Genomic DNA, 22080 nt, shown 5'->3' with positions numbered 1-22080 from the left:
ATATCATAGCGACGTCGGCAGGCACGTTTCCTTTTATCCGCACCCGAGGCGACCGTATGAGTTTTGCGACCGATTTGCTACTACGTTGGGCCCACATCGTACCGGCGACCATTTTGGTGGGAGGAGCGGTCTATGCACGATTTGCCCTGGCTCCCTCGACCGACCCGTTGGCGGACGAGCAAAAAGAGCTACTGAAAGCAGGCGTTCGCGCTCGCTGGATGAAATGGGTGATGATCTGCGCCTTTCTGCTGCTAGTCAGCGGGATCATCAACGTCGTGCTGATCGCGACGCAGTACAGCTTTCCGCAAAAGTACTATCATCCGGTCGTCGGCGTCAAAATGTTGGTGGCTTTGGTCGTCTTTTACATCGCCAGCATGCTGACCGGCCGCAGCGAAAACGCGGCTCGTTTTCGCGAGAAAGAACGCTTCTGGCTCTCGATGAACGCCGGCCTGGCGATTTCGATCGTGCTGATGGGCGGAGCGCTGAAAGTCGCCGAGCGGATTCCCAAAGGGGACGCAGAAACTGTTCAACCGGCAGAAACGGAACCGACTTCCCCCTCTGCAGCGGAAAATGGTTCGTAGCAGGGACCGGTTTAAGTAAGGTGGAGATAGCGCCAAAGCAGGGAGGCTGGCACGACAATCTGGCCATTTTCCTGACCTTTCCGCCGATCCACCATGAACTCGCCACGAGATGCCGTCACGATCTTGAAGCAGGCCCGCGAAGAATTAGTCGCGCGTCTGCGGCAGCGAATCGTTGAGAACGAAGAAGAGATTCTAGCCGATGCTCGCGGCGAATCGTTCCTGAGCGATATCGAAACGATTTACGATCAGATCGGCGCTCGTCTGGTGCATGTCAATCAGATGATTTCCAGCATGCCGGCCGAAGCCCTGGAATTTGAAGCCGAAGAAACCTACTCGACGGACGATGCGATGGCCGCGTCCAGCGAGACTGCTTTTACGTTTGAGTCGGCGCCGCAGGCTTCGCTGCCGATGGAATCGACTCCCAACGTCTTGAGTTTGCCTGCGCCTGCGCCGGCCGCCAACTTTCAGCTGTTTATGCAGTCGATTCAAGCTGGCGACGAATCCGCAGCTGGACGCGTGTTGTCTGACTTGCTGCAAGTCGACCTGCCGCGCGGCGAACAATGCGCCAAAGTCTTTCTCCAGCGCTATCGAGAGGACCCAGAGATCGTCTCAAAAGCGATGCAGTTGCGCAAAGAATTGATGCAGAGTAATTTCAACGATGCGATCATGCTGCTTTACGAGTGTTTTGGATTGCAAGGGATGGAGTCGATCGCCGCGATGCAGGCCTTGCGTGCGATGCTGTAAGGCGATACTCCCGCTGGGGGCGACGAACCACTACACTGACGCATAGAAATACTCATCTCGCAGGCTCTGGGAGCAACGATGGACAAAAAGGCGAAAAAACGAATCGAAGTGCTGAACAAGAAGATTCAAAAGCTGACGCAGCAATTGGCCGGCTCAAAAGAACAAGCGGACGACGCCAGCGAAACCGAAAAGTTCGAGCAAGAAATGGCCGCCGCCAAAGCAGAAATCGAAAAGCTAAAGGCGAGCTAAAATCAGGGCGCCCCGGCCAGTCTCTCCAAAACTGGCCGGGCCCCCCTTTAAATTGCTTAGCGTTTTGCCGGACCGGGCGCTTCGCTGACTCGGGCATCGGCGGAGATGCCGTGGTAGACGCCGACTTCGTCGTAGCCGTCACCATCCCAGTCGCCGACCGTCGGCATGTCATCGGCGTCGCCGAGCATGAAGACTTTGTCGGTATCGTCTTGGTGACGATTGTTGTCGCTATCCAGGATCCACTCACCGCCGCGATAGACGCCGATTTCGTCGATGCCGTCGCCGTTCCAGTCGCCGACGACCGGAACATCGCCTGCTTTGCCGTAGCGAACGCGTGAATCGACTTCGTCGTTCCAGCGGCCGTTGCCATCTTCGTCCAGGCGCCATTCGCCATCTTGGAAGACGCCGATCGTTTGGATGCCGTCGCCATCCCAGTCGCCGACGATCGGAAAGTTTCCGGCCGTTCCAAAGTGGAAGACGTGGTCAATCAGGTCGGAACGGACCTTGCCGGTCGAGGTCAATTTCATGACGCGACTGCCTAGGGTCGCTTCATCCGGTTTGGGCGGCAAGTTTTTAGAGACGCCGGTCGAGACGTTGTTCGGCACCGGCAATCCAGGATCGCTGGCGACGGCGCGAGGATCGCCCGCCCACGCTTTGCCGAAGATGCCGATATCGTCTTTCCCGTCACCGTCCCAGTCGCCAACCACCGGCAGATCGCCGTCGTAACCCAGCTTGGCCCACAGGTCTCCCTCGTCCCAGACGCCGTTGCCGTTGACGTCGATGTACCAGTGACCTTTGTAGTAAATGCCGAAGTCGGTGACGCCGTCGCCGTTAAAGTCGCCCGAGACCGGGTGGGCGCCTGCCATGCCGAACATCTTGGTGAGAATCTGCTCGGGATCGTTGTCGCCGGCCGACTGCACTTGCAGCTTCCATTCGGCCTGTTGCAACTCGTTTCCTTCCCACGGCAAGATCGAATCGTTGGCCGCGGTGAACCAAACGTTCGGCTCCACAAATGCGATCTGATCCTTGCTGCGCGGCAAACCGGCGTTCACAACGCTCAAGTGCCAAGTAACGCCGGTGGCGCCGCCGCTCGAACTTTGCAGCAGCGGCTGAATAATAAACAGCGCCGCAGGCGGAATCAAATCGGCTGGCGCCGGAGCGACCGGAGTAACCAGCGGCGGCAGCGTGCCGACCGGCTCTGGCGGAACCGGAGGTAGGAACGGCGGGTTCGGCTGCGCCTTCAGTTCGCTGAAGTTATTCTCGTACGAGTGGGCGCCGACCGGCACGTCGATCAAAGCGATCAAGTCGTTTAGCGGATCGATCAACAACGTACCGACGCTGACTCCGTTGCCGTGGTTGAAAGCGACGCCCGCCGTGGTGCCGGCGTTGTCGTTGCCGTCTGCATAGCCTTCGGGATGCACTTCAAAGACGGCGTAAAAACCGGCTTGTAGTCCGACAAATTGGTAATAACCGTCCGAGCCGGTAACCACGCGAACTGGTCCGCTGCCGTAGGTTCCACCCAGCAGTCGCGGGTCATTCCCCATAATCGGCAAGCCGGTAATGCCGTCACGCAGCTCCAACGTAACGCCGCCGATCGGCGTGTCGTCGGAGGTTCGCGTGCCGTCCCGCTGCGACAGCGCGTCCGACGGCAAATTGCCATCGCTCGTGGTGAACGTCGCACCATCTTGGTAAACGTATCCGGAGATCGTCGCCGGCGGCAGTTCGCAGAAATTGTGGTTATCGAGATCCAGACCCGACGTGATGTTGATGCGAGAGATCGTATCTTGCACCGAATCGTCGGCCAGGCCGTTCATGTCCATCTGGTGCCCTTGGAAGTAACCGGCCGGTTGAGTTTCAACCACCGTATACAGCCCTGGCAACAAGTTGTCGAATTGATAGTGGCCGTTGGCGTCGGTCGTCGTGGTGGCGATGACGTTGCCGGCGGCGTCCAACAGATTGATCACGACGCCGGAAATCGGATTTTCGTTGGCGTCAAACAAGCAGTCGTCATCCGTGTCGGACCAGACGAAACCGCCGATACTACCCGGTTTGACTTCACCAAACTTGTAGTTGATGCCCGAATCGCCCCACTTCAATTCGATCGCGTTGATCTCGTCGCCGGGGTTGGTCGCGGCGCCGACCACTGCTCCCAGAATGGTTCCAGCAGCGTCTTTGCCGTCGAGATAACCGTTGGGCTGTTGTTCGACGATGCGGTACGTATCGGCCCGCAGGTTGGTGAACAAGTAGGTTCCATCCGCGGCCGTCGTTTGCGTGCCGACCAATGCGCCGGAGCTGTCGTACAAGTAAACGATCGCTCCGCCGATTCCCTCTTCGCCAGCGTCCATGTCGCCGTCGTTGTTCCGGTCGTGATAGACAAAACCGCCGATTTGAGCCGGCAAGTGTTCACAGAAGTCGTAGTTGATCCCCTGATCGCCTGACCGAATGATGATCGACGAGAGCGTGTCATTGACCGTTTTCTGTCCAACCGCCACGCCGTTGATCGTGCCGACATGATCGCCCCCGTCAATCAAACCCGCAGGCGTGATTTCGACAACGGTATACGTATCGGGCAGCAATCCGTTAAAGGAGTAATCGCCGTTGGCGTCGGTCGTCGTTTCGGCGACCAGATTCCCCAGAGAATCGTACAGCCGGACGATCGCACCTTCGATTGGCGAGTTATACGCTTCCTCGCTGAAGCAGTTGCCATCGCGGTCGGTCAGATGAACCTTGCCGGAGATCGAGCCCGGCAGGATTTCGCCAAAGTTGTAATTGATGCCGGTGTCGCCGCTGACTAGCGAAATCGCGTTGAGCTCGTCGCCGGGATTCACGGCGCCGCCGCGCGTTGATCCGCCCACCGTACCGGCGGCGTCTTTACCGTCGATGTACGGAACCGGTTGGGTTTCGGTAATCCGATAAGTGCCCGGCGGTAGTCCGACGACTTCGTAGTAACCATCATTGTCGGTCGTCACCGAGAAGATCTGGTTGGTGACCGTGTTGATCACCTGAACCGAGACGCCGCCGATCCCGGCTTCGCCTGTTTCCTTTAAACCATCATTGTCGAGATCGTGATAGACGTAGCCGCTGATGCTGACCGGCTTGATTTCACCAAAGTTGTAGTCGATGCCGTCATCGCCCCACTTCAGCTCGATCGCGTTGATTTTGTCACCAGGATTGAGCGCGGCGCCGACGGTCGTTCCGCCGATGGTGCCGGCGGCGTCAAGACCGTCGAGGTAATTTGTCGGTTGGGTTTCGACAACTTGATAGCTTCCGGCTCGAAGCCCGGTAAAGCTGTACGAACCGTCAGAATTGGTGGTCGTCGTACCAACTTGCACGCCGCTGGCGTCGAGCAGCACGACGGTCACGCCGCCGATTCCCTCTTCGCCCGCTTCTTTGACCCCGTCGTTGTCTCGGTCGTGATAGACATAACCGGCGATCGTCGCCGCTTCATGTTCGCAGAAGTCGTAGTTCACGCCGTCATCGCCCGACATCAGTACGATATTCGACAGCAGATCGTTGGTCGAGTTCTGACCCACTTTGATGCCGTCGATCTTGCCGACATGGTCACCGCCGTCGATCAAGCCGACCGGCGTATACTCGCGGACCGAATAGGTCCCCGGCAGCAAGTTGTCGAACGAATATTGACCATTCACGTCGGTCGTCGTTGTTTCGATTACATTGCCGCTAGCGTCGAGCAACTCGATCACGACTCCTTCGATCGGAGGCGTAATGATCGTGACGCCGTCGTAGCAGTTGCCATCGCGATCGGTCAAATGAACCGAACCGCTGATCGAACCTGGCTTGATTTCGCCAAAGTTGTAGTTGATGCCCGCTTCACCACCCAGCAACAACACGCTGACAATCTTGTCGCCAGGATTGATGGCCGAACCCATTCCCGCGCCATTGACCGTACCAGCAGCGTCAATGCCGTCGATGTACGCAGCCGGCTGCACCGTTTCAGTTACGGTGTACATGCCCGGCGGCAGCAAGGTCGCTTCGTAGTAGCCGACCGAGTTGGTCGTGACGGTGTAGGTGTGCGTGACGCCGTCGACGTCGATGCCGGTGATCGTCATCGTGACGTCGGCAATACCTTCTTCACCGGTTTCCTTAACGCCGTCGTTGTCACGGTCGTGATAGACGTAACCGCTGATCGACGCCGGCAGCGCTTCGGCGAAATCGTAGTGAATGCCGGACGTGCCGCCGTTGATGATCGTGATTTCGGTCAGTACATCCTTGTCGCCGGCGACAATTTCGCCGATTCCAGCGCCAGCGACCGTGCCGGGGATCGCGCCCACGCTAAAGTAACCGGAAGGCTGCGTTTCACGAACTTGATAGGTGCCTGGCTGCAGATTGAGATTCGCGCCGAACTCGTAATCCCCTTGGCCATTGGTGGTGGTCGTGAATCCCGTGTTTACATAGACGCCGTTCACCTTCTGCCACAGCGTGAGTGAAACGCCCGACAGGCCAGCTTCGCCTGCTTCTTGGGTCAAGCTAAGGTTGACGTCGTGGTAGACGCGACCCGAGATCGTAATCGGCAGCGGTTGTTGGACCGCATTGCCAAAGGCGCCGTCCGTACGATCGCGATGACCGGTGGCGTTGTCGCTGGGCAGGTTCAGCCCCGACGCATTCAGCAACGGATCGTACGCGTCGTAAAAGATGGTGTCGATCGTCGTATTGTGGTAGTACTGCGCCTCGAAGGTGGCGGAGAATTGCGTCCCCTGAACTTCGGCGCCCGACGCGATCGGGTCGACTAAGATGTTGCCGGGGTTATTCGGATCGTAGATGATGATTTCGTCGACATCGATCGAAAAGACGAACTCTTCGCCGGCGTTGAATCCATCGAAGTCAATGATCAACTTCGTGCCGCCGTCGGCGACGGTCACCTTGAAGTTGTCGATCCCATTGGCCGAGATCATTTTGAACGGGAAGGCGCTGTCCGCGCCGAGTCCGCCCAGCGCCGTGTCAAAGATCACGTCGCCGGCGCTTAGGCCCGGCAGGTTGCCAAAGTTGCCGATCTGATCCCCATCGATGATGATCTGGGTCAGTTCGGTCCCGGCGGCGCCGCCGCTGAACTTGATGTGGAACGTATCGCCGTGGTCGTCGCCGCCCGAGGCGTCTTCTTCCACATAGATCGCTCCCAATTGGATTGGATCGGCGTCAAAGACGCGTCGATCTTCCAGCATTTCGACATCGCTGCCACGGAGCGTAGGTCGAGCGGGGCCTTTACGTTTGCGGCCCTTCAGAAGCGAATTGAACATTCGGCGAAGCATTTAGCGCCTCCATGCGTGCGTCATATAGCGGCGATCCTTGCCGCAATCGTCGAACTTATTTCGTAAACAAGCTGCCCTGGGGGGATTGTGCGGTTCGCTCACCCGACTGGATCTTCCAGATCCGAACCGTGGTGTCGAAGCCGCCAGAGACGATCACGTCGTTATAGACGTCGATCGCCGTTACGCTGCCCGAATGCCCTTCGAGCTTGGCGATTTCTGCGTGCGTCGTCAGGTCCCACAATCGCAGGCGATTGTCGCTGCCTGCCGAGACCAGCGTCGTATCGTTAATTAACGTCAGCGCCATGACTTTCGCCGGAGCGCTCGACATCGACGTGCGTTCCTTGTTTTGTCCCAAATCAGTGACTTTGATCGTGCGATCGTCGCTGCAAGAGATCAATTGGGATGAATCGCTGGAGAAAACCAGCGAATGAATCCGTTGGCGATGCGCCTTCACATCACCCAGCGGTCGACCAGACACGGCGTCCCAGGTCCGGATCACGCCGTTGCGGCCGGCGGCGGCGACAATCGCGCCGTCAGGCGAAAACGAAACGCAGCGCATGTCGTTGATCGGCGCTTCCAATTCGTGCAGCTTTTGCCCTGTGATGGGGTCGTGAATTGCGATGGTCGGACCAAAGCCGACGATCGCCAGCATGGTGCCGGCTTTGTTGAAGGCCACGTCGGCGACGGCATACGGAAACTCGCCCATCGAGCGGAGTTGCGCACGTCGTTCGACGTCCCACAAAATGATGCGGCGGTCATTGCCGGCGGTAGCTAGCGTAGCGCCATCAGGCGAGAATTTAACGGCGCGCACCCAATCGTGGTGTTCTTCCAAGCGATAGAGTTCGTTGCCAGAGTCCATCTCGAAGACGCGAACGATATGATCGTCGCCGGCGGCGGCGAAGATGGCGCCGGCAGGGTGGATCGAGATATCGGAAATGACCGGGGGATGGAGTCGGCCCGGTTCGGGGCGCAACTGAATTGTGCGGTCGAGCATTGCGGTCGGTTCTTGCGCCGAGGCGACGCCTACGATCAGAGCCGCTAGCAAAACTGCGGCGAAGATTCGAATAGACGGAACACGATCCATGCTCATCTTTACCATCCCTCTGAAGTCCAATTTCTCTCCGCGCAGATGACAGCGCGATCCTTCATCCTCTATCGGCGCTAACTGGCGCCTGGCCGCAGCGGAATGTGTGAAAATGTTTCGACCAAGTAAGCAAAACGCATCAAACCGGTCATTCCGATCATCCGTTTCGCATGCATTGCGTTGCTGCTAGCTTGGAATGCAATCCGCCGGCGGCGACTGGCCGATAAACGAGATACGGCGCTTTTCCGACCCATGTCGATTCAAGGCGAAAATCACCATGCCATCGCGAACTATCGCCATCGGCGACATTCATGGCTGCGTGCATGCGCTGGACGCCGTGCTGGGGATGATTGCGCCGACACCCAAAGACACAATCGTCGTGTTGGGGGATTTCATCGATCAGGGATGGGAAGTGAAGCAGACAATCGAGCGTTTGATCCAGCTCGAGTCAGAAACGAACCTGATTCACCTCCTCGGGAATCACGAGGAATTGCTGCTGGCCGGTTTGACCTGCGAAAAGACGCGCGACTATTGGGAGAACTGCGGAGGAACTCGGACCATCAACTCCTACCGCTTCGGCGGTTCGATCGACGATATTCCGGCCGACCATATCGAGTTCATCCGTCGTTCACGCTTTTACTACGAGACGGAAACCTGCCTGTTTGCGCATGCCAATGCAGAGCCCGACTTGCCGATGGATCAGCAGCCGCCGTATGCGCTGCGTTGGAAGGTGCTCGAGCCTGACGCGTATCAGTGCCATGTTTCCGGCAAAACGTTGTTTGTAGGGCATACCGAGCAGCGCAGCGGCGAAATCCTGAATCTCGGCTGCATTCAGGATATCGATACCGCTTGCTGGCGCAACGGTTGGCTGACGGCGATCGATGTCGACGCGCTGCATGTCTGGCAAGCAAGTCGTTTTGGTCAACTGCGCCAAGCGGAAGAATTGGCGATATCGCACGCGATTCCCGCGCATGCGACCGAGTGAAAATCGCGCGATTTTGGCTTTGCGACGGAGGATGCGCGAGTGGTAGAATTGGGGGATCGCACAATATGCGCCGACTTGCCCCCTTCGAACGGAGAACCCCGATGTTTCGATTGCCCCTCGCACTGATTTTTTCGGTCGCCCTCTTCGTCCCAGCGGCTCAGGCCGAAACCACCGTTACGCTAACGAAAATGCACCTCTGCTGCGGTGCTTGCGTCAAAGCGGTCCAGGCCGCGGTCAAAGACTTGCCCGGCGTAAAAGTGGATGTGACCGCGAAAGAAGGAAAAACGGTGGTGACTGCCGACGATGATAAAGCGGCCCAATCCGCACTTAACGCAATCTCCCAGGCCGGCTTTCATGCGAAAACCGATAGCGAAAAATTGAAGATGAAGGATGACTCCGGCGTCAAAGCAGGAGCTGTCAAGCGTCTGGAACTAACCGGTCTGCACAATTGCTGCGGCGCTTGCACCAAGTCGATTAAAGAGGCGGTCGCGACCGTCGACGGCGTCCAAGCGGACACCGCCAAGCCAAAAGAAGAGACGATGGTCGTCGAGGGAGATTTCGACGCCGCGGATGTCGTCGCCGCTTTGATGGCGGCCGGTTTTCACGTCAAGGTGAAACCGTAAGTCGCGTGAGCGTTCCGGAGGGGATCTGGTTTCCGCGCGACTATGACCAGTCGCGTGCCGAATTTCTCGCCGTTGGCAAAGAGCTCGGCGGCGCGTGGGAGTCTCACGCGATCGAGTCGCTCGAGCCCCAAAGCGATCCGTTATCGATTGACCTGCTGACGTTGGGCGATCCCCAGGCGCCGCACTGTCTGGTTCTCTCCAGCGGGCTGCATGGGCTCGAAGCTCCGCTTGGCGCCGCGATTCAATTGCGCTGGATGCGGCGTTTGCTGCGCGAGGGAGTCCCGTCCAACCTGCGAATTGTAGTGGCGCACGCGCTCAATCCTTATGGATATGTCGATCAGCGGCGCAGCGACGCTCAGAACCTGGATCTGAACCGCGCTTTCCTGCGGCGCGGCGAAGAGCATCGCGGAGCGCCGCCGCTTTACGAGGTTCTAGATCCGCTCTTAAATCCCGAGGTTCCCCCCGGCGGTTTCGACTGCTTTCGCTTCCGTGCGGCGGCGACGCTCGCGCGTTATGGCATGAAACAGGTCAAACAGGCGATCGCCGGCGGGCAGTACGAATTTCCTCGCGGCCTGTTCTACGGCGGCAAAGGGCCAAGCGAGGCGCAGCAGATCCTAGCGCCGCATTGGAAAGCCTGGCTAGGAGCAAGCCGCCGGGTGATTCATTTGGACTTTCACACCGGGTTGGGACGTTGGGGAGAATTGACGCTCTTGGCCCATCCACAACTCGATTCGCCCTGGCAGCAGCAAGCGGCGCATGCGCTCGGCGGTTCCGCCGTCGATCGCATGCGTAAAGCTGCAGGCGCCTATGAGGCGCGAGGAGACTTTGGCTTGTGGTGCGCTGAGCAGGCCGGCGCAATCGACTACGCCTACTACTGCGCCGAGTTTGGAACCTATTCGGCCGTGCGCGTCTTGCAGGCGCTGCGCCGTGAGAATCAGGCCCATTTCTGGGGAGACCGCGCCAGTCCGGCGTTCCATCGCGCGAAGCAGTCGGCTGCCGACGCGTTCTGTCCCAAGAGTACGGTCTGGCGGGAACAGTCCGTCATGCGCGGTGAAGTGATCTGCCTTGCGGCGGTCGCAAAACTCCAAGAAAATCGGACAGACTAATACGGTCGTTGCGGAATTGCGAGATTCGTGTGCGCGATTTTGCATCGTGATTAGAAGTCTGCTTCAATAGGCTGATTCCGCCTAATTTCCCACCTCGGAGACCCACGTCATGTCGCTGCGAACTTCTCGCCGTCGGTTCCTGGTCGCTACCTCGGCCGCCGTGTCCGGCATCGGATTCTATTCGCAACTTCCCGCCGCCGAATCGAAATCGCCCAACGAAAAACTGAATCTGGCCGGCATCGGCGTCGCGAATCGCGCCAACGCCAACTTGTCAGGATGTGAAAGCGAAAACTTTGTCGCGTTGGCGGATGTAGATTCGAGCTATTTGGAGCCGGCGACCAAGCGGTTCGGCTCGAAAGGCTACGCCGACTATCGCGTCATGCTAGAGAAGGAAGCGGACAACATTGACGCGGTCGTTGTCAGCACCGCCGATCATAGCCATGCGCCGGCCTCGGCGATGGCGCTGCGGTTGAAAAAACATGTCTACTGCGAAAAGCCGCTGACGCACACGGTCTATGAGGCCCGCACCGTCAGCAACCTGGCGAAAGAAAACAAGCTAGTGACCCAAATGGGCACGCAAATTCACGCAACCAATAACTATCGCCGCGTCGTCGAACTGCTTAACTCCGGCATTATCGGCAATATCACCCGCGCGCACGTCTGGGTCGGCAAAGGTTGGGGAGACGGCAAATACGCGTTTGGCAAAGCGGCCCCAAAAAACTTGAACTGGGATTTGTTTCTCGGCTGTGCGCCCGAACGTCCTTACAGCGAAAAGGTTCATCCGGCCAACTGGCGCCGGTTCTGGGACTACGGCGCCGGTACGTTTGGCGATATGGCTTGCCATTATGTTGACTTGGTTCACTGGGCGCTGGATCTGAAGCATCCGGCAAGCGTCTCAGCCACCGGGCCCGAGGTCGATCCGGTCGGTTGTCCCAGCTGGTGCGTTGCTGACTATCAATACCCGGCCCGCGGTGAAAAGGCGCCGGTCCATTTGACCTGGTACGACGGGGGCAAACGTCCCGCAGAGCTCGCCCAGCTCAAAGACAAAGAGGGGAATCCAATGAACTGGGGCAGTGGCCAGTTGTTTGTCGGCGACAAGGGAATGGTTTTGTCGGACTACGGTCGGCACTACGTTTTCCAAGACGGCGAGATGGTCGACTTTATGTCGCCCGAGCAAACGATCCCCGACTCGATCGGTCACCACAACGAATGGCTGCAAGCGATTCGCACCGGCGGGCCGACCACTTGCAACTTCGATTATTCAGGAGCTTTGAGCGAAGCGGTGTTGCTGGGAACGGTCGCCTATCGCAGCGGCGACGCGATTCATTGGGACGCCGAGAACCTGAAGGTCACCAACAACAACCCGCAGGCCCAGGACCTGATCCACAAGGAGTATCGTAAAGGCTGGACGCTCTAACCGATCAGTAACTGCCGATGATCTGAATGGCTGCCGCGGAGCAATTCGAGGCAGCCATTTTTTGTTTGCTTGAGAGTTGCCGAACGGGTAACTTAGCGGTGCGGCGACCCCCTCTGAGGTGTGCCGTCAATTTGTTACTCGTCACAGCTTTTTCAACTCTTTTGCATTCTTATACGGGAGACAGAACGATGGGTGGATTGGGAGGAACGTTGGTGATGTTGGGCGCCGGTTCATTCCTGTTGAACATGGTCGGCATGGAGTTCATCTTGCTGAGTTGGGTCGACATGTGGGGCCCCTTGCCGGGCATCGGCATTCGTTTGGGCGCGATCGCATTAGGCGTCGTGATTATGGTCGGCGGCGCCGTTGTCGGCGGCGAAGAGTAACGGCTAACAAATTTCTAAAACGTGATCGCTCATAAAAAACGCCAAGCGACAAAACGCTTGGCGTGGGAACTTGAGATTGTAACGAGCGTTTCGGCTTAGCCTCGTTTTTCGAGCGAAACGAATTCACGCTCGGTCGGACCGGTATAAACCTGACGCGGCCGGCAGATGCGTTTCGAGGGGGAGCCTTGCATTTCTTTCCAGTGGGCGATCCAGCCCGGCAGACGTCCGATCGCAAATAGCACGGTGAACATCTGCACCGGTATGCCGATCGCACGATAAATGACGCCTGAGTAGAAGTCGACGTTGGGATACAACTTCCGCTCAATAAAGTACTCGTCATTCAGGGCGGCTGTTTCAAGTCGCTGGGCGACTTCAAAGATTGGATCTTTAATCGCCAGCTTGGCCAGCAGCGTATCGCACGCTTTTTTGATAATCGTGGCTCGCGGGTCAAAGTTCTTGTACACGCGGTGGCCAAAGCCCATCAGGCGGAACTTGCTAGTTTTGTCCTTCGCCAGCTTGACGTATTTTTCGACGTTCATGTCGTCGGCGATGATTTTTTCCAGCATCGAAACGACCGCCTCGTTGGCGCCGCCATGCAGTGGGCCCCACAAAGCGCTGATGCCTGCCGAGATCGACGCAAACAGATTCGCGTCGGCCGAGCCGACCATGCGGACCGTCGACGTGCTGCAGTTCTGTTCGTGATCGGCATGGACGATCAGCAGAAGATTGAGTGCGCTGACGAAGTCCGGATCGACGTGAAACGGTTCGCTGGGGACAGCAAACATCATCTGCAGGAAGTTCTCGCAGTACGATAGGTCGTTTTGCGGATAGATAAACGGCTGACCGACCGACTTTTTAAAGCTATAGGCGGCGATCGTCGGCAGTTTCGCCAACAAGCGATGGATCGACACTTCGACTTGCCGCGGATCGTGCGGGTCAAGCGAATCTTGATAGAAGGTCGACAAACCGCTGACCACCGAGCTGAGAATCGCCATCGGATGAGCGTCGCGCGGAAAGCCGTCGTAGAACGACCGCATGTCCTCGTGCAACATCGTGTGACGGCGAATCGACTTGCGGAAGTCCATGATCTGCGCTTCCGTCGGCAGTTCGCCGTAGATCAGCAGATACATGACTTCGACAAAGTCGCAGTTTTCGGCAAGTTGCTCGATCGGGTAGCCGCGATAGCGCAGAATGCCGGCCTCGCCGTCGAGATACGTAATCTTGCTCGTGGTCGAACCTGTGTTTACGTAACCGTCGTCCAGCGTAATAAAGCCGGTCTCAGCACGTAACTTGCTGATGTCGACGGCAGTCTCTTGCTCCGTTCCCTCGACGATCGGTAATTCGATCTCGGTATCGCGAACACGTAGATGGGCGACCTCAGTCATCGACGGCTCCTCTTCGTCATCAATTGCGACGTGCGGCGCCCAAATTGGCGTCGCATGGATGTGAAAGCATAGGTGAGAGATACTCTACCCGATGCATGCGGCCGGCAAAATAGCCGAAGGCGGAATTCGCCGCCGCAGATATCTGCACAACCGCCAATTCTACAGCCCTGCCTGAATCGAGACGAGGAGGGCTGCCCGCAGTTGGCGATATTAGCCGTGCTTATGCTGGCAGACTAACGGCGTTGTTCCGAAGAATCGGATGAGGCCGTTTGGGCCCCCTTCTCTTCGTCAAAGATCGTCCAAATTTGGGTCCGTTTGCGGACGTCGGCGACATAGTCGCGCTGCGCCTGGTTAGCGCGTTCACGGCGAATCTTTTCTTTAATTTCTAGTTGCGCGTCCCGAAACGGCTTGATCGAGGCCTCATCGCGCTCCAAGACCCGAACAATGTGATACCCTTCCGGCGATTCGATAATCTGGCTCAGTCGGTTGGTCGGGAGCGAAAAGATCGCCGCGTCGATCGTCTCGTTTTTCAGGCTGTTGCGGGTCGTCCAATCGTAGAGCCCCCCTTCCGAAGCACGAAAGCATTGCGATTCCTTCTTGGCGACGGCGTCCAGCGGAGCGCCGCGGAGGACCTGATTTCCCATTTCGGCGATCGCTTGCTCGGCTTCCGCTTTACTCGAAAACTTATCAAACCGGACCATCAATTGTTCCCATTTCGCGCGAGCCGGGCTTGCGTAGTCGGCCGCGTGATCGTGGTAGTAGTCCAGCATTTGCTGGTGGCTTACTTCCGTGTTGGGTTTGACGTGGGTCTTTAATTGTTGGCTCGCAACAATCTGTTCGAGAAACAGTCGCTTCTTCTTTTCCAAAGAAGAGCCTTCACGACGTAGCACGATATCGAGCTCGGCCGGCGTATGGACTTCATACTGGTCCAAGTCGCTTTGCATCTGGTATTCGGCGTACTGGGAATCGAGGTGCCCTTGCATCTCGGACAGCTTGTCAGGCGGAATCGTCCGAATGAAATCGAGATAGATCATTTTGGTGTCGATCAGGCCCGGCAGCAGCTCACGCAAAGCCATCTGACGCTGCTCCTCGAGGACCTCTTCCGTAACCTGTTCGCGCTGTTCCGGCGACAGTTCGGCGATTCTGGTTTCCAGCGCCTGATTCACCGGGCCGAGAATATCTCCCGCCAAAATCGGCTGACCGCCAACCAACGCAATGATGCGCGCCGGGACGAAGAGCTTGTCATTATTGACGCCCGCTCGCGCAGGCTCGGTCACCGGCGGCGCATTGACAGTCGGCGTTTGTGCTGGCGGATATTGACTCGTAACAGGCGGCGCGTATTGGCTTTGTCCATATTGGCTCTGCCGATACGGACTTGGTCGCGCCGCCGGCTGTGGCGCAACTTGTCGGGGCGGATAGGCGTTTTGCGGCGAGTTGGTTGCGCCGGGCGGCGATTGGTTGGACCACGCCGCTGCTCCTTGTGGATATTCTCGCCAGGGCTGAGTTGTCGCGTTGGTGTAGTTGCCGGAATACGCCTCATGGGCGCCGGCAGATCCACTCGGCTGATCGCCGATTTGCGTCGTTACGGCGCTGCGACTGGGCGGCGTGTAGCCGGTGGCGCCATAGGGATTGCTCGGATAGGGAAGCGGCGCCGTCGTGGGCGTCGCCGCCGGAGCAGTGGCGCTGGGCGCAGCAGCGACGCGATAATCGGGCGTCGCGGATCCTCCGCGGTTTTTAAACGGATCGACCGGCGCATCATCACTCGTGCTTTTGCCCCCCCAAGGCAACCAAGAACGAAACGTACTCCCCTGTGCATAAAGTTGCGCAGGCTCGGCGCACCAAGGCAAGGAGCCGAACGTCGACAATGCGAACGCCGTGAGGAAAATGTAGATCGAACTGCGGCGGATCAAGGAACCCTCCGTGCAGGCGGCTATCTGGCCCGAGCGAGTTTTGGCTGGCGAACCTCAATAGCGAATCTATTGAGGGGGCGCGATAATAGAAAGAGATTAACTTGGCCGCAAGATAGATTTCGTTTTGTTGATGATAGCGTCGGCGTCCTGCTCATTCGACTTCAACGGAACGTAAACGCTTTTGTCATCAACGATCCGGAAATCACGCCCGCGCAGGCGAGCTAGCTGTTCGACGCGCCCGCGGTCCGAATATTGCAAAACCAGATACTCTTCTTCGAGAAAGATCGCGTTGATCTGCCAAAACGCGGCGTCGAGCTTGATCTCGGTCATTCGCAGCATGCGCTCGACGGGATCAGGGAAAGGACCAAATCGATCCTGCATCTCTTCCTTCAGATTGGTCAGGTCCTCGTCGCTAGCAACGCGCGTCATGCGGCGATAGAGATCAATCTTTTGCCGCATATCGTTGACATAGTCATCCGGCAGATAGGTTTCGCCCGGCAGGTCGACGTCGACATCGATCGTCATTTTCGACGGCATTCGCTTCATCCGCCGCACGGCCGTTTCCAACAGTTGGCAATACAGCTCGTAGCCGACCGTCGCAATATGGCCGCTTTGTTGCGTGCCGAGGATATTACCGGCGCCCCGGATTTCCAAGTCGCGCATCGAGATGGCGAACCCGGCGCCCATGTGGCTGAACTCCTCGATCGCATGCAAGCGCTTGGCCGCCACCGGGCTGAGATGCCGGCCTGGTTGCAGCAGCATGTAGCAATAGGCGCGATGCTTGTAGCGACCGACGCGACCGCGCAGTTGATGCAGCTCGGACAGGCCGTAGCGATTCGCCTCGTCGATGAAGATGGTGTTCGCGTTGGGAATATCGAGTCCGCTTTCGACGATGGTCGTCGCCAATAGCAGGTCAAATTTTCCGGCGATGAAATCAGTCATCACCTTTTCGAGCGCGCCTTCCCCCATTTGGCCATGTCCGATGCCGATTTTCGCTTCCGGCACAATGCGCTGCAATTTCGCGGCGATTAGCTCGATGTCTTGCACGCGATTGTGGACGAAAAAGATCTGGCCGCCGCGCGAAAGTTCGCGAAGCACCGCGTGTCGAATCAGTTCGTCGCCCCAACGCGATACTTTTGTTTCGACGGCGACGCGATCCAGCGGCGGCGTTTCCAAATTCGAGATATCGCGGACTCCCACCAGCGACATATGCAGCGTGCGAGGAATCGGCGTCGCCGTCATCGTCAGCACGTCGACGGTGGTGCGCAGTTGTTTCAGCCGCTCTTTGATCTCAACGCCGAAGCGCTGTTCTTCGTCGATCACGACCAGCCCCAGATTTTGGAAGCTGACATCTTTGGACGCCAAGCGATGCGTGCCGACGACGATATCGATCGTGCCGTCTTTCAGTCCTTTCACCACATCTCGCTGTTCCTTCGCCGAGGCGAATCGACTGAGTCGGGCGATGGTGAAGGGGAATTCGGCCATCCGTTCGCGGAGACTTTTGTAGTGTTGTTCGGCCAGAATGGTCGTCGGCACCAGGATCGCGACTTGGTACCCGTTGTCGACCGCTTTAAAGGCGCCCCGCATGGCGACTTCCGTTTTGCCAAAGCCGACGTCGCCGCACAGCAGGCGATCCATCGGCCGCGGCTGCTCCATGTCAAACTTGATATTGCCGATCGCCGTCAGCTGATCGGTCGTCTCTTCATACGGAAACGATAGATCAAATTCGCGCTGCCAAAGAGTATCAGCCGAGAAAGCGATGCCGGGGCGACTGCGCCGCATCGCTTGGACTTCCAGCAGTTCGCCGGCCAGATCGTGGACCGCCTGCTCGACCGCCTTTTTTTGCTTCTGCCAGGTAACGCCGCCGATCTTGGCGAGCGGAGGTCGCGATTTCGAGCCGCCGACATACTTCTGCACCAACTCGACTTTCGACGCCGGGACATAGACCTTCGTCCCGCCGTGAAACTCAATTTCCAGATGCTCTTCGACCTGCCGCTGCTTCTCAATCTTCTTGAGCCCGCGATACCGACCGATGCCGTGCGCCAAGTGCACGACCAGGTCTCCCTTGCGCAGGTCCAGAAAGCTGTCGATCACTTTTCCAAGTTTGCGCGTCGCCGGCCGTTGGCGACGGACGCGATGGAACAGCTGATCGCCGCTGACCAAAACGACGCTCTCTTCGCGGTAACGAAAGCCTTGCGGTAAGCGTCCCAACGCGAAATAGAGTCGGCCGGCTCGCTGTAGTTCGCCTCCCTCAAAAACTTCGCTCAGCCGATCGATTTCGGCCTCGGTTTGACAAATGATGTAGACGTCCTGCCCGTTACTGAGCGCTTCGAGCTCGCCGCGAACCCGTTCGATCTCGCCGCTGAATTGCTCGACCGACTCAAAGTGGAGCGTCAAACTCGCGTCGAGATGACCGCTTGCGACGCCTGACAGACTAAGCGAACCGAGCGGTTGCAGTTTCTGGAGCGTCTCGTGCAGGCCAAACTTGTCTTCGATCTTCTCCAGCCGATCCAAGTACTGCTCGGCCGAGTCCTTCATCCGCTCCAACTCGATCAGCACGCAGGCCGAAGCGGTTGGTAGGTAGTCCGAAAAGTGTCCGGTCTGCCCCTTGCCGTATCGCAGAACCGTGATCTCAACTGTCTCCAATGGGTGAAGACTGCGTTGCGTGCCGATCTCGAACTGACGAATCGATTCGATTTCGTCCCCAAACAACTCGATCCGGGCCGGTTGCTCCCAATCGGGGGCGAACACGTCAAGGATGCCGCCGCGAAGCGAGAATTCGCCCGGCAGTTCGACCGCGCTGGTCGAGTGGAACTTATGTCGCACCAGCCATTGGGCCAGTTCTTCGACGTCCAGTTGGTCGCCGACTGCGACGCGCCGGCTGTTGGCGGCGACATTCGCCGCGCTGGGGACCGGCTGCAACAGGCTTTCGATGCTGGTCACAATGATCGCCGGCTGCGGCCCGTGCGTCAGTTGCTTTAAGACCCGCAGGCGCCGGCCATAGATCTCGTCGTGCAGCAGACGTTCGCTGCGGTCCGATTCCCAAGCGGGAAATTGCACGATCTCGGCGCTGCTGAACGTCCGCAAAGCGTCGGATACGTCGTCGATATCGGCCAAACTCGGGCAGACGACCAACAGAGGGCCGGCAATATCCGGCTCGATCGCCGCGGTGATCAGCGCGCAGGCTGATCCCCAGACTCCCTCGATCGTCCCTTTGCGCCCTGCAGCGATCTGAGTGACGAGTTCTCGGAACTCTGTTCGTTCGGCTAATCCTTGCGGCAAGCTGCGCAGTTGCGCGGCCGCCGACTCTAGCGCGGTCCCAGTTGCCATACGATTCAGCGAAATTCTACGGCCAAAAGGCCAACTTCGCCAAGTGCGAACCAACTTTCGCGTTGTTGAACTCGAAGCGGGGCTACTACGTACATGATCGTGGCCTGACCGATTATCCAGAATGCGCCATAGAAGGATCGCGAGGATGCAATTTGCCAAGCTGCGGATAGGACTTTTGGTTTGGGCCGTGTTGGCGACCCCGCTGCTTGCCGAAGTCGCCGATTGGGGCGAGACCGAGGATCCCCATGGAGATTGCCCCGTTGAAGAAAGCCAGGGGCAGCTTGATTTTCATGTTCCGCCAGGGATCCACAATCTCAATCCGGTGCTGAAGGACACTTCGGCGCCGCGTGTCTGGCGCGAAGTCAGCGGAGATTTTGTTATCGAAACCCAAGTCCTCGACTTCCCGATTCCCGCCGAGAATACCGGGAATATCCGAGTCAGCTATGTCGCTGCTGGGTTGGTTGTCTGGCAAAACGAGAACAACTTTCTCCGCTGGACTCGTTCGGCAGTCGGCGAAGCGAGGGCCGTGTTTGCTTCCGCCGAACTGTATGAGCAGGGAAAGCTGACCGAAAACGTCAACGTCGCATGGAATGGGCAGCCGATGTGGCTGCGACTCGAGCGCCGAGCCGATCGCATCTATCTTTGGCTTAGCGACGACGGTTCGCAGTGGCGTCGTCATACATCGCTGCGGATGCCGTTGCCGGCGCAGGTCCAAGTCGGCGTGTTTGCGTTAAACGTGACCAAAAAGGAGTTCGCGGCCAGTTTTCGCGACTTCTATCTGCTGGAATCGGCAGCCAAGTAGCCAGAGTGGCCATATCCAGCCTGGATTCCAGATCGCCAGAAAAGGTTCGATCTCGACCCCCAAATTCGTCCTGACGTCTCGAAGCAGCGTTTGCCAAAGTCACGAAAAAGTGGATCCGACGGCGCGATATTCTAAAAACTTTCACAATCCGCATTTGGCCGCGATCCCCGTAAAACACCGAGGAATTCGGTAGTATCGCTCGCTTCGCGGTCGATTCTTTTTCCAACTCTTCATGAAAACGGCGCTGCCCCCGTTTGACACTCGGTCCGGTTTGTCATAAATTCCTTTCTTCTCGTTGAGGGCAATACTTCAACAGGGGAACGCTGCTCCGAAAAGTTGCGGCGGAAAAGAGTTCTTTGACAATTTGGCAAATGAAGTAGATGGCATTCATCACGTCTTGCAGACGTGGTTTGCGATTGAAACAAGCTTTCTTCGGAAGCGACTCATCACGCAAGTGAAGGGGAGCGGAGGTGGAGAGCGAGTTCAGTTTGCGGCCGCTGAAGTGAGCGTGAGAATATAGAGAATGCAAAAGTAACCGGACCCCCGGTTCTACAAGCTGGGGGTTAATTTTAAGGTGAAATTCTCGAGCGAATATCGTTAAATTAATCGGATATCTATAGCCGCCGCCGCGAGGCGTCGGCAGTAAGTAAGTCCGATAGCTTGAAAGATGTTCTTTGCTGAAGAGCTTTGAATATTTGTGGTCAAGCTATTAAGGGCGTATGGGGGATGTCTTGGTATCAGAAGGCGATGAAGGGCGTGGAAGACTGCGATAAGCCTGGGGGAGTTGTCAAACGAACGTTGATCCCGGGATTCCTGAATGACTTGCGTTGAATACATAGGCGTAAGTGGCTAACCCAGAGAACTGAAACATCTCAGTACCTGGAGGAAGAGAAAGAAAACTCGATTTCGTCAGTAGCGGCGAGCGAAAGCGAAATAGCCCAAACCGTGGGGATTTTCCTCACGGGGTTGTAGGGTCTCTCACATGGGAGTTACAAAGCAATCTGCTAGTTGAACGACATGGAAAGGTCGGCCACAGACGGTGACAGCCCGGTAAACGAAAGCGGAATTGCCTCCCGAGAGATACCTGAGTAGGTTCAGGCACGTGAAACCTGGACTGAATCCACGGGGACCATCCCGTAAGGCTAAATACTCTCTGATAACCGATAGCGAACTCAGTATGGCGACTGAAAGATGAGAAGAACCCCTGTTAGGGGAGGTATGTGAACCTGAAACCATACGCTTACAAGCGGTCGGAGCCCGATTATTGGGTGACGGCGTGCCTTTTGCATAATGATCCGGCGAGTTACGGTCTGCGGCAGGTTAAAGTCTTACGGACTGAAGCCAGAGGGAAACCGAGTCTGAATAGGGCGTTAGTCGTAGGCTGTAGACGCGAAACCAAGTGATCTACCCATGAGCAGGTTGAAGCGCGGGTTATACCGCGTGGAGGACCGAACCCACTTGGGTTGAAAACCGAGGGGATGACTTGTGGGGAGGAGTGAAAGTCTAATCAAACTTGGAGATATCTCGTTCTCTCCGAAATAGCTTTAGGGCTAGCCTTGAGCCACTACGCACCGGGGGTAGAGAGACTGAATCGATTTGGGGCCCCTTCCCGGGGTACCCTGTCGGACCAAACTCCGAATACCGGGGCGACTATCTCAGGAGTCAGTCCACGAGGGATAAGCTTCGTGGTCGAGAGGGAAACAACCCAGACCGTCTGTTAAGGTCCCGAAGAGACGCTCAGTCACTAAGGAGGTTGAATTACTGTGACAACCAGGATGTTGGCTTAGAAGCAGCCACCATTTAAAAAGTGCGTAACAGCTTACTGGTCGAGTAATTCTGCGCCGATAATGATCGGGAGTAAGCGTCTCACCGAAGCAGCGGACGAAAGTGGTAGGAGAGCGCCGATAGTCAGATACGAGCCGTACCGAAAGGAGCGGTGTTGGGGCTATCGGGTGATTATGCCGGAATGAGTAACGATTAAACAGGTGAGAATCCTGTTCGCCGAATACCTAAGGTTTCCTGGGGAAGGCAATTCCGCCCAGGGTTAGCCGGTGCCTTAGTCGAGGCCGAAAGGCGTAGACGATGGATAGCAGGTTAATATTCCTGCGCTAGAACGTTGGACCGATGGAGGGACGGCGTCCGAAAGGTGATCGGGCTGGTGGAACAGCCCGTGATTTGCAGCAAGATGGGGAGATTGGAAAATCCGCTCCCGGA

General features: G+C 57.4%; 14 protein-coding genes and 1 other annotated feature (1 of these 15 running past the window's edge). Of the genes, 9 read left to right on the top strand and 5 right to left on the bottom strand.

The genetic code is table 11. From position 1 onward, the window contains the following. Positions 1–56 precede the first annotated feature (56 nt). The 3 genes from DSM3645_RS28910 (at position 57) to DSM3645_RS31030 (ending at position 1574) form a co-directional block, all read left to right on the top strand. Positions 57–581, top strand: coding sequence for a DUF2269 family protein (locus DSM3645_RS28910; protein WP_131282815.1), 525 nt, complete (start codon positions 57–59; stop codon positions 579–581). A 93-nt stretch (positions 582–674) separates the two neighbouring features. Further along, positions 675–1325, top strand: coding sequence for a hypothetical protein (locus tag DSM3645_RS23995; protein ID WP_002655219.1), 651 nt, complete (start codon positions 675–677; stop codon positions 1323–1325). Positions 1326–1403: 78 nt separating this feature from the next. Continuing rightward, positions 1404–1574, top strand: a complete 171-nt coding sequence (locus tag DSM3645_RS31030) for a hypothetical protein (protein WP_002655218.1) — start codon at positions 1404–1406, stop codon at positions 1572–1574. A gap of 56 nt (positions 1575–1630) precedes the next feature. On the opposite strand, the gene DSM3645_RS28905 is transcribed toward DSM3645_RS31030, so the two are convergent. Both DSM3645_RS28905 and DSM3645_RS23985 read right to left on the bottom strand, forming a co-directional pair. Continuing rightward, positions 1631–6841, bottom strand: a complete 5211-nt coding sequence (locus DSM3645_RS28905) for an MSCRAMM family protein (RefSeq protein WP_050769497.1) — start codon at positions 6839–6841, stop codon at positions 1631–1633. 55 nt (positions 6842–6896) lie between these two features. Then, positions 6897–7931 carry a WD40 repeat domain-containing protein gene (locus DSM3645_RS23985; RefSeq protein ID WP_161603409.1) on the bottom strand — a complete coding sequence of 345 codons (1035 nt, stop codon included), beginning with the start codon at positions 7929–7931 and terminating at the stop codon, positions 6897–6899. Between the two features lie 271 nt (positions 7932–8202). Between DSM3645_RS23985 and DSM3645_RS23980 the strand changes: the two genes are divergently transcribed. From DSM3645_RS23980 to DSM3645_RS23960, 5 genes are all read left to right on the top strand, one after another. Further along, positions 8203–8910 carry a metallophosphoesterase gene (locus DSM3645_RS23980; protein ID WP_050769496.1) on the top strand — a complete coding sequence of 236 codons (708 nt, stop codon included), beginning with the start codon at positions 8203–8205 and terminating at the stop codon, positions 8908–8910. 101 nt (positions 8911–9011) lie between these two features. Next, positions 9012–9533 (top strand): cation transporter, encoded by a 522-nt coding sequence (locus tag DSM3645_RS23975; protein WP_002655213.1) that lies wholly within the window; start codon positions 9012–9014, stop codon positions 9531–9533. Positions 9534–9538: 5 nt separating this feature from the next. Beyond that, entirely contained in the window at positions 9539–10639 is a 1101-nt protein-coding gene (locus DSM3645_RS23970) for a M14 family metallopeptidase (protein ID WP_002655212.1), read from the top strand. 109 nt (positions 10640–10748) lie between these two features. Continuing rightward, positions 10749–12056: a Gfo/Idh/MocA family protein gene (locus DSM3645_RS23965; protein WP_002655211.1), complete on the top strand. Its 1308-nt coding sequence runs from the start codon at positions 10749–10751 to the stop codon at positions 12054–12056. A 188-nt stretch (positions 12057–12244) separates the two neighbouring features. Continuing rightward, a complete protein-coding gene (locus DSM3645_RS23960; RefSeq protein WP_002655210.1) occupies positions 12245–12439 on the top strand; it encodes a hypothetical protein in 195 nt (64 codons plus the stop codon). Positions 12440–12534: 95 nt separating this feature from the next. Here DSM3645_RS23960 and DSM3645_RS23955 read toward each other — a convergent pair whose 3' ends face one another. The 3 genes from DSM3645_RS23955 to mfd form a co-directional block, all read right to left on the bottom strand. Beyond that, positions 12535–13824: a citrate synthase gene (locus tag DSM3645_RS23955; RefSeq protein WP_002655209.1), complete on the bottom strand. Its 1290-nt coding sequence runs from the start codon at positions 13822–13824 to the stop codon at positions 12535–12537. Between the two features lie 233 nt (positions 13825–14057). Further along, a complete protein-coding gene (locus DSM3645_RS23950) occupies positions 14058–15734 on the bottom strand; it encodes a peptidylprolyl isomerase (RefSeq protein WP_002655208.1) in 1677 nt (558 codons plus the stop codon). Between the two features lie 96 nt (positions 15735–15830). Beyond that, entirely contained in the window at positions 15831–19064 is a 3234-nt protein-coding gene (gene mfd, locus DSM3645_RS23945) for a transcription-repair coupling factor (protein WP_002655207.1), read from the bottom strand. 145 nt (positions 19065–19209) lie between these two features. On the opposite strand from mfd, the gene DSM3645_RS23940 reads away from it, so the two are divergent. Beyond that, positions 19210–19866 carry a DUF1349 domain-containing protein gene (locus tag DSM3645_RS23940; protein ID WP_002655206.1) on the top strand — a complete coding sequence of 219 codons (657 nt, stop codon included), beginning with the start codon at positions 19210–19212 and terminating at the stop codon, positions 19864–19866. A gap of 699 nt (positions 19867–20565) precedes the next feature. Beyond that, positions 20566–22080, top strand: a sequence feature (mutual gap in cmsearch alignment for this rRNA model is longer than 100); it runs 1194 nt beyond the window's last position.

The organism is Blastopirellula marina DSM 3645 (assembly GCF_000153105.1).
GTDB lineage: Bacteria > Planctomycetota > Planctomycetia > Pirellulales > Pirellulaceae > Blastopirellula > Blastopirellula marina.
Note: the sequence above shows the minus strand (reverse complement) of the source record. Positions and strands in the feature narration are given on the sequence as shown.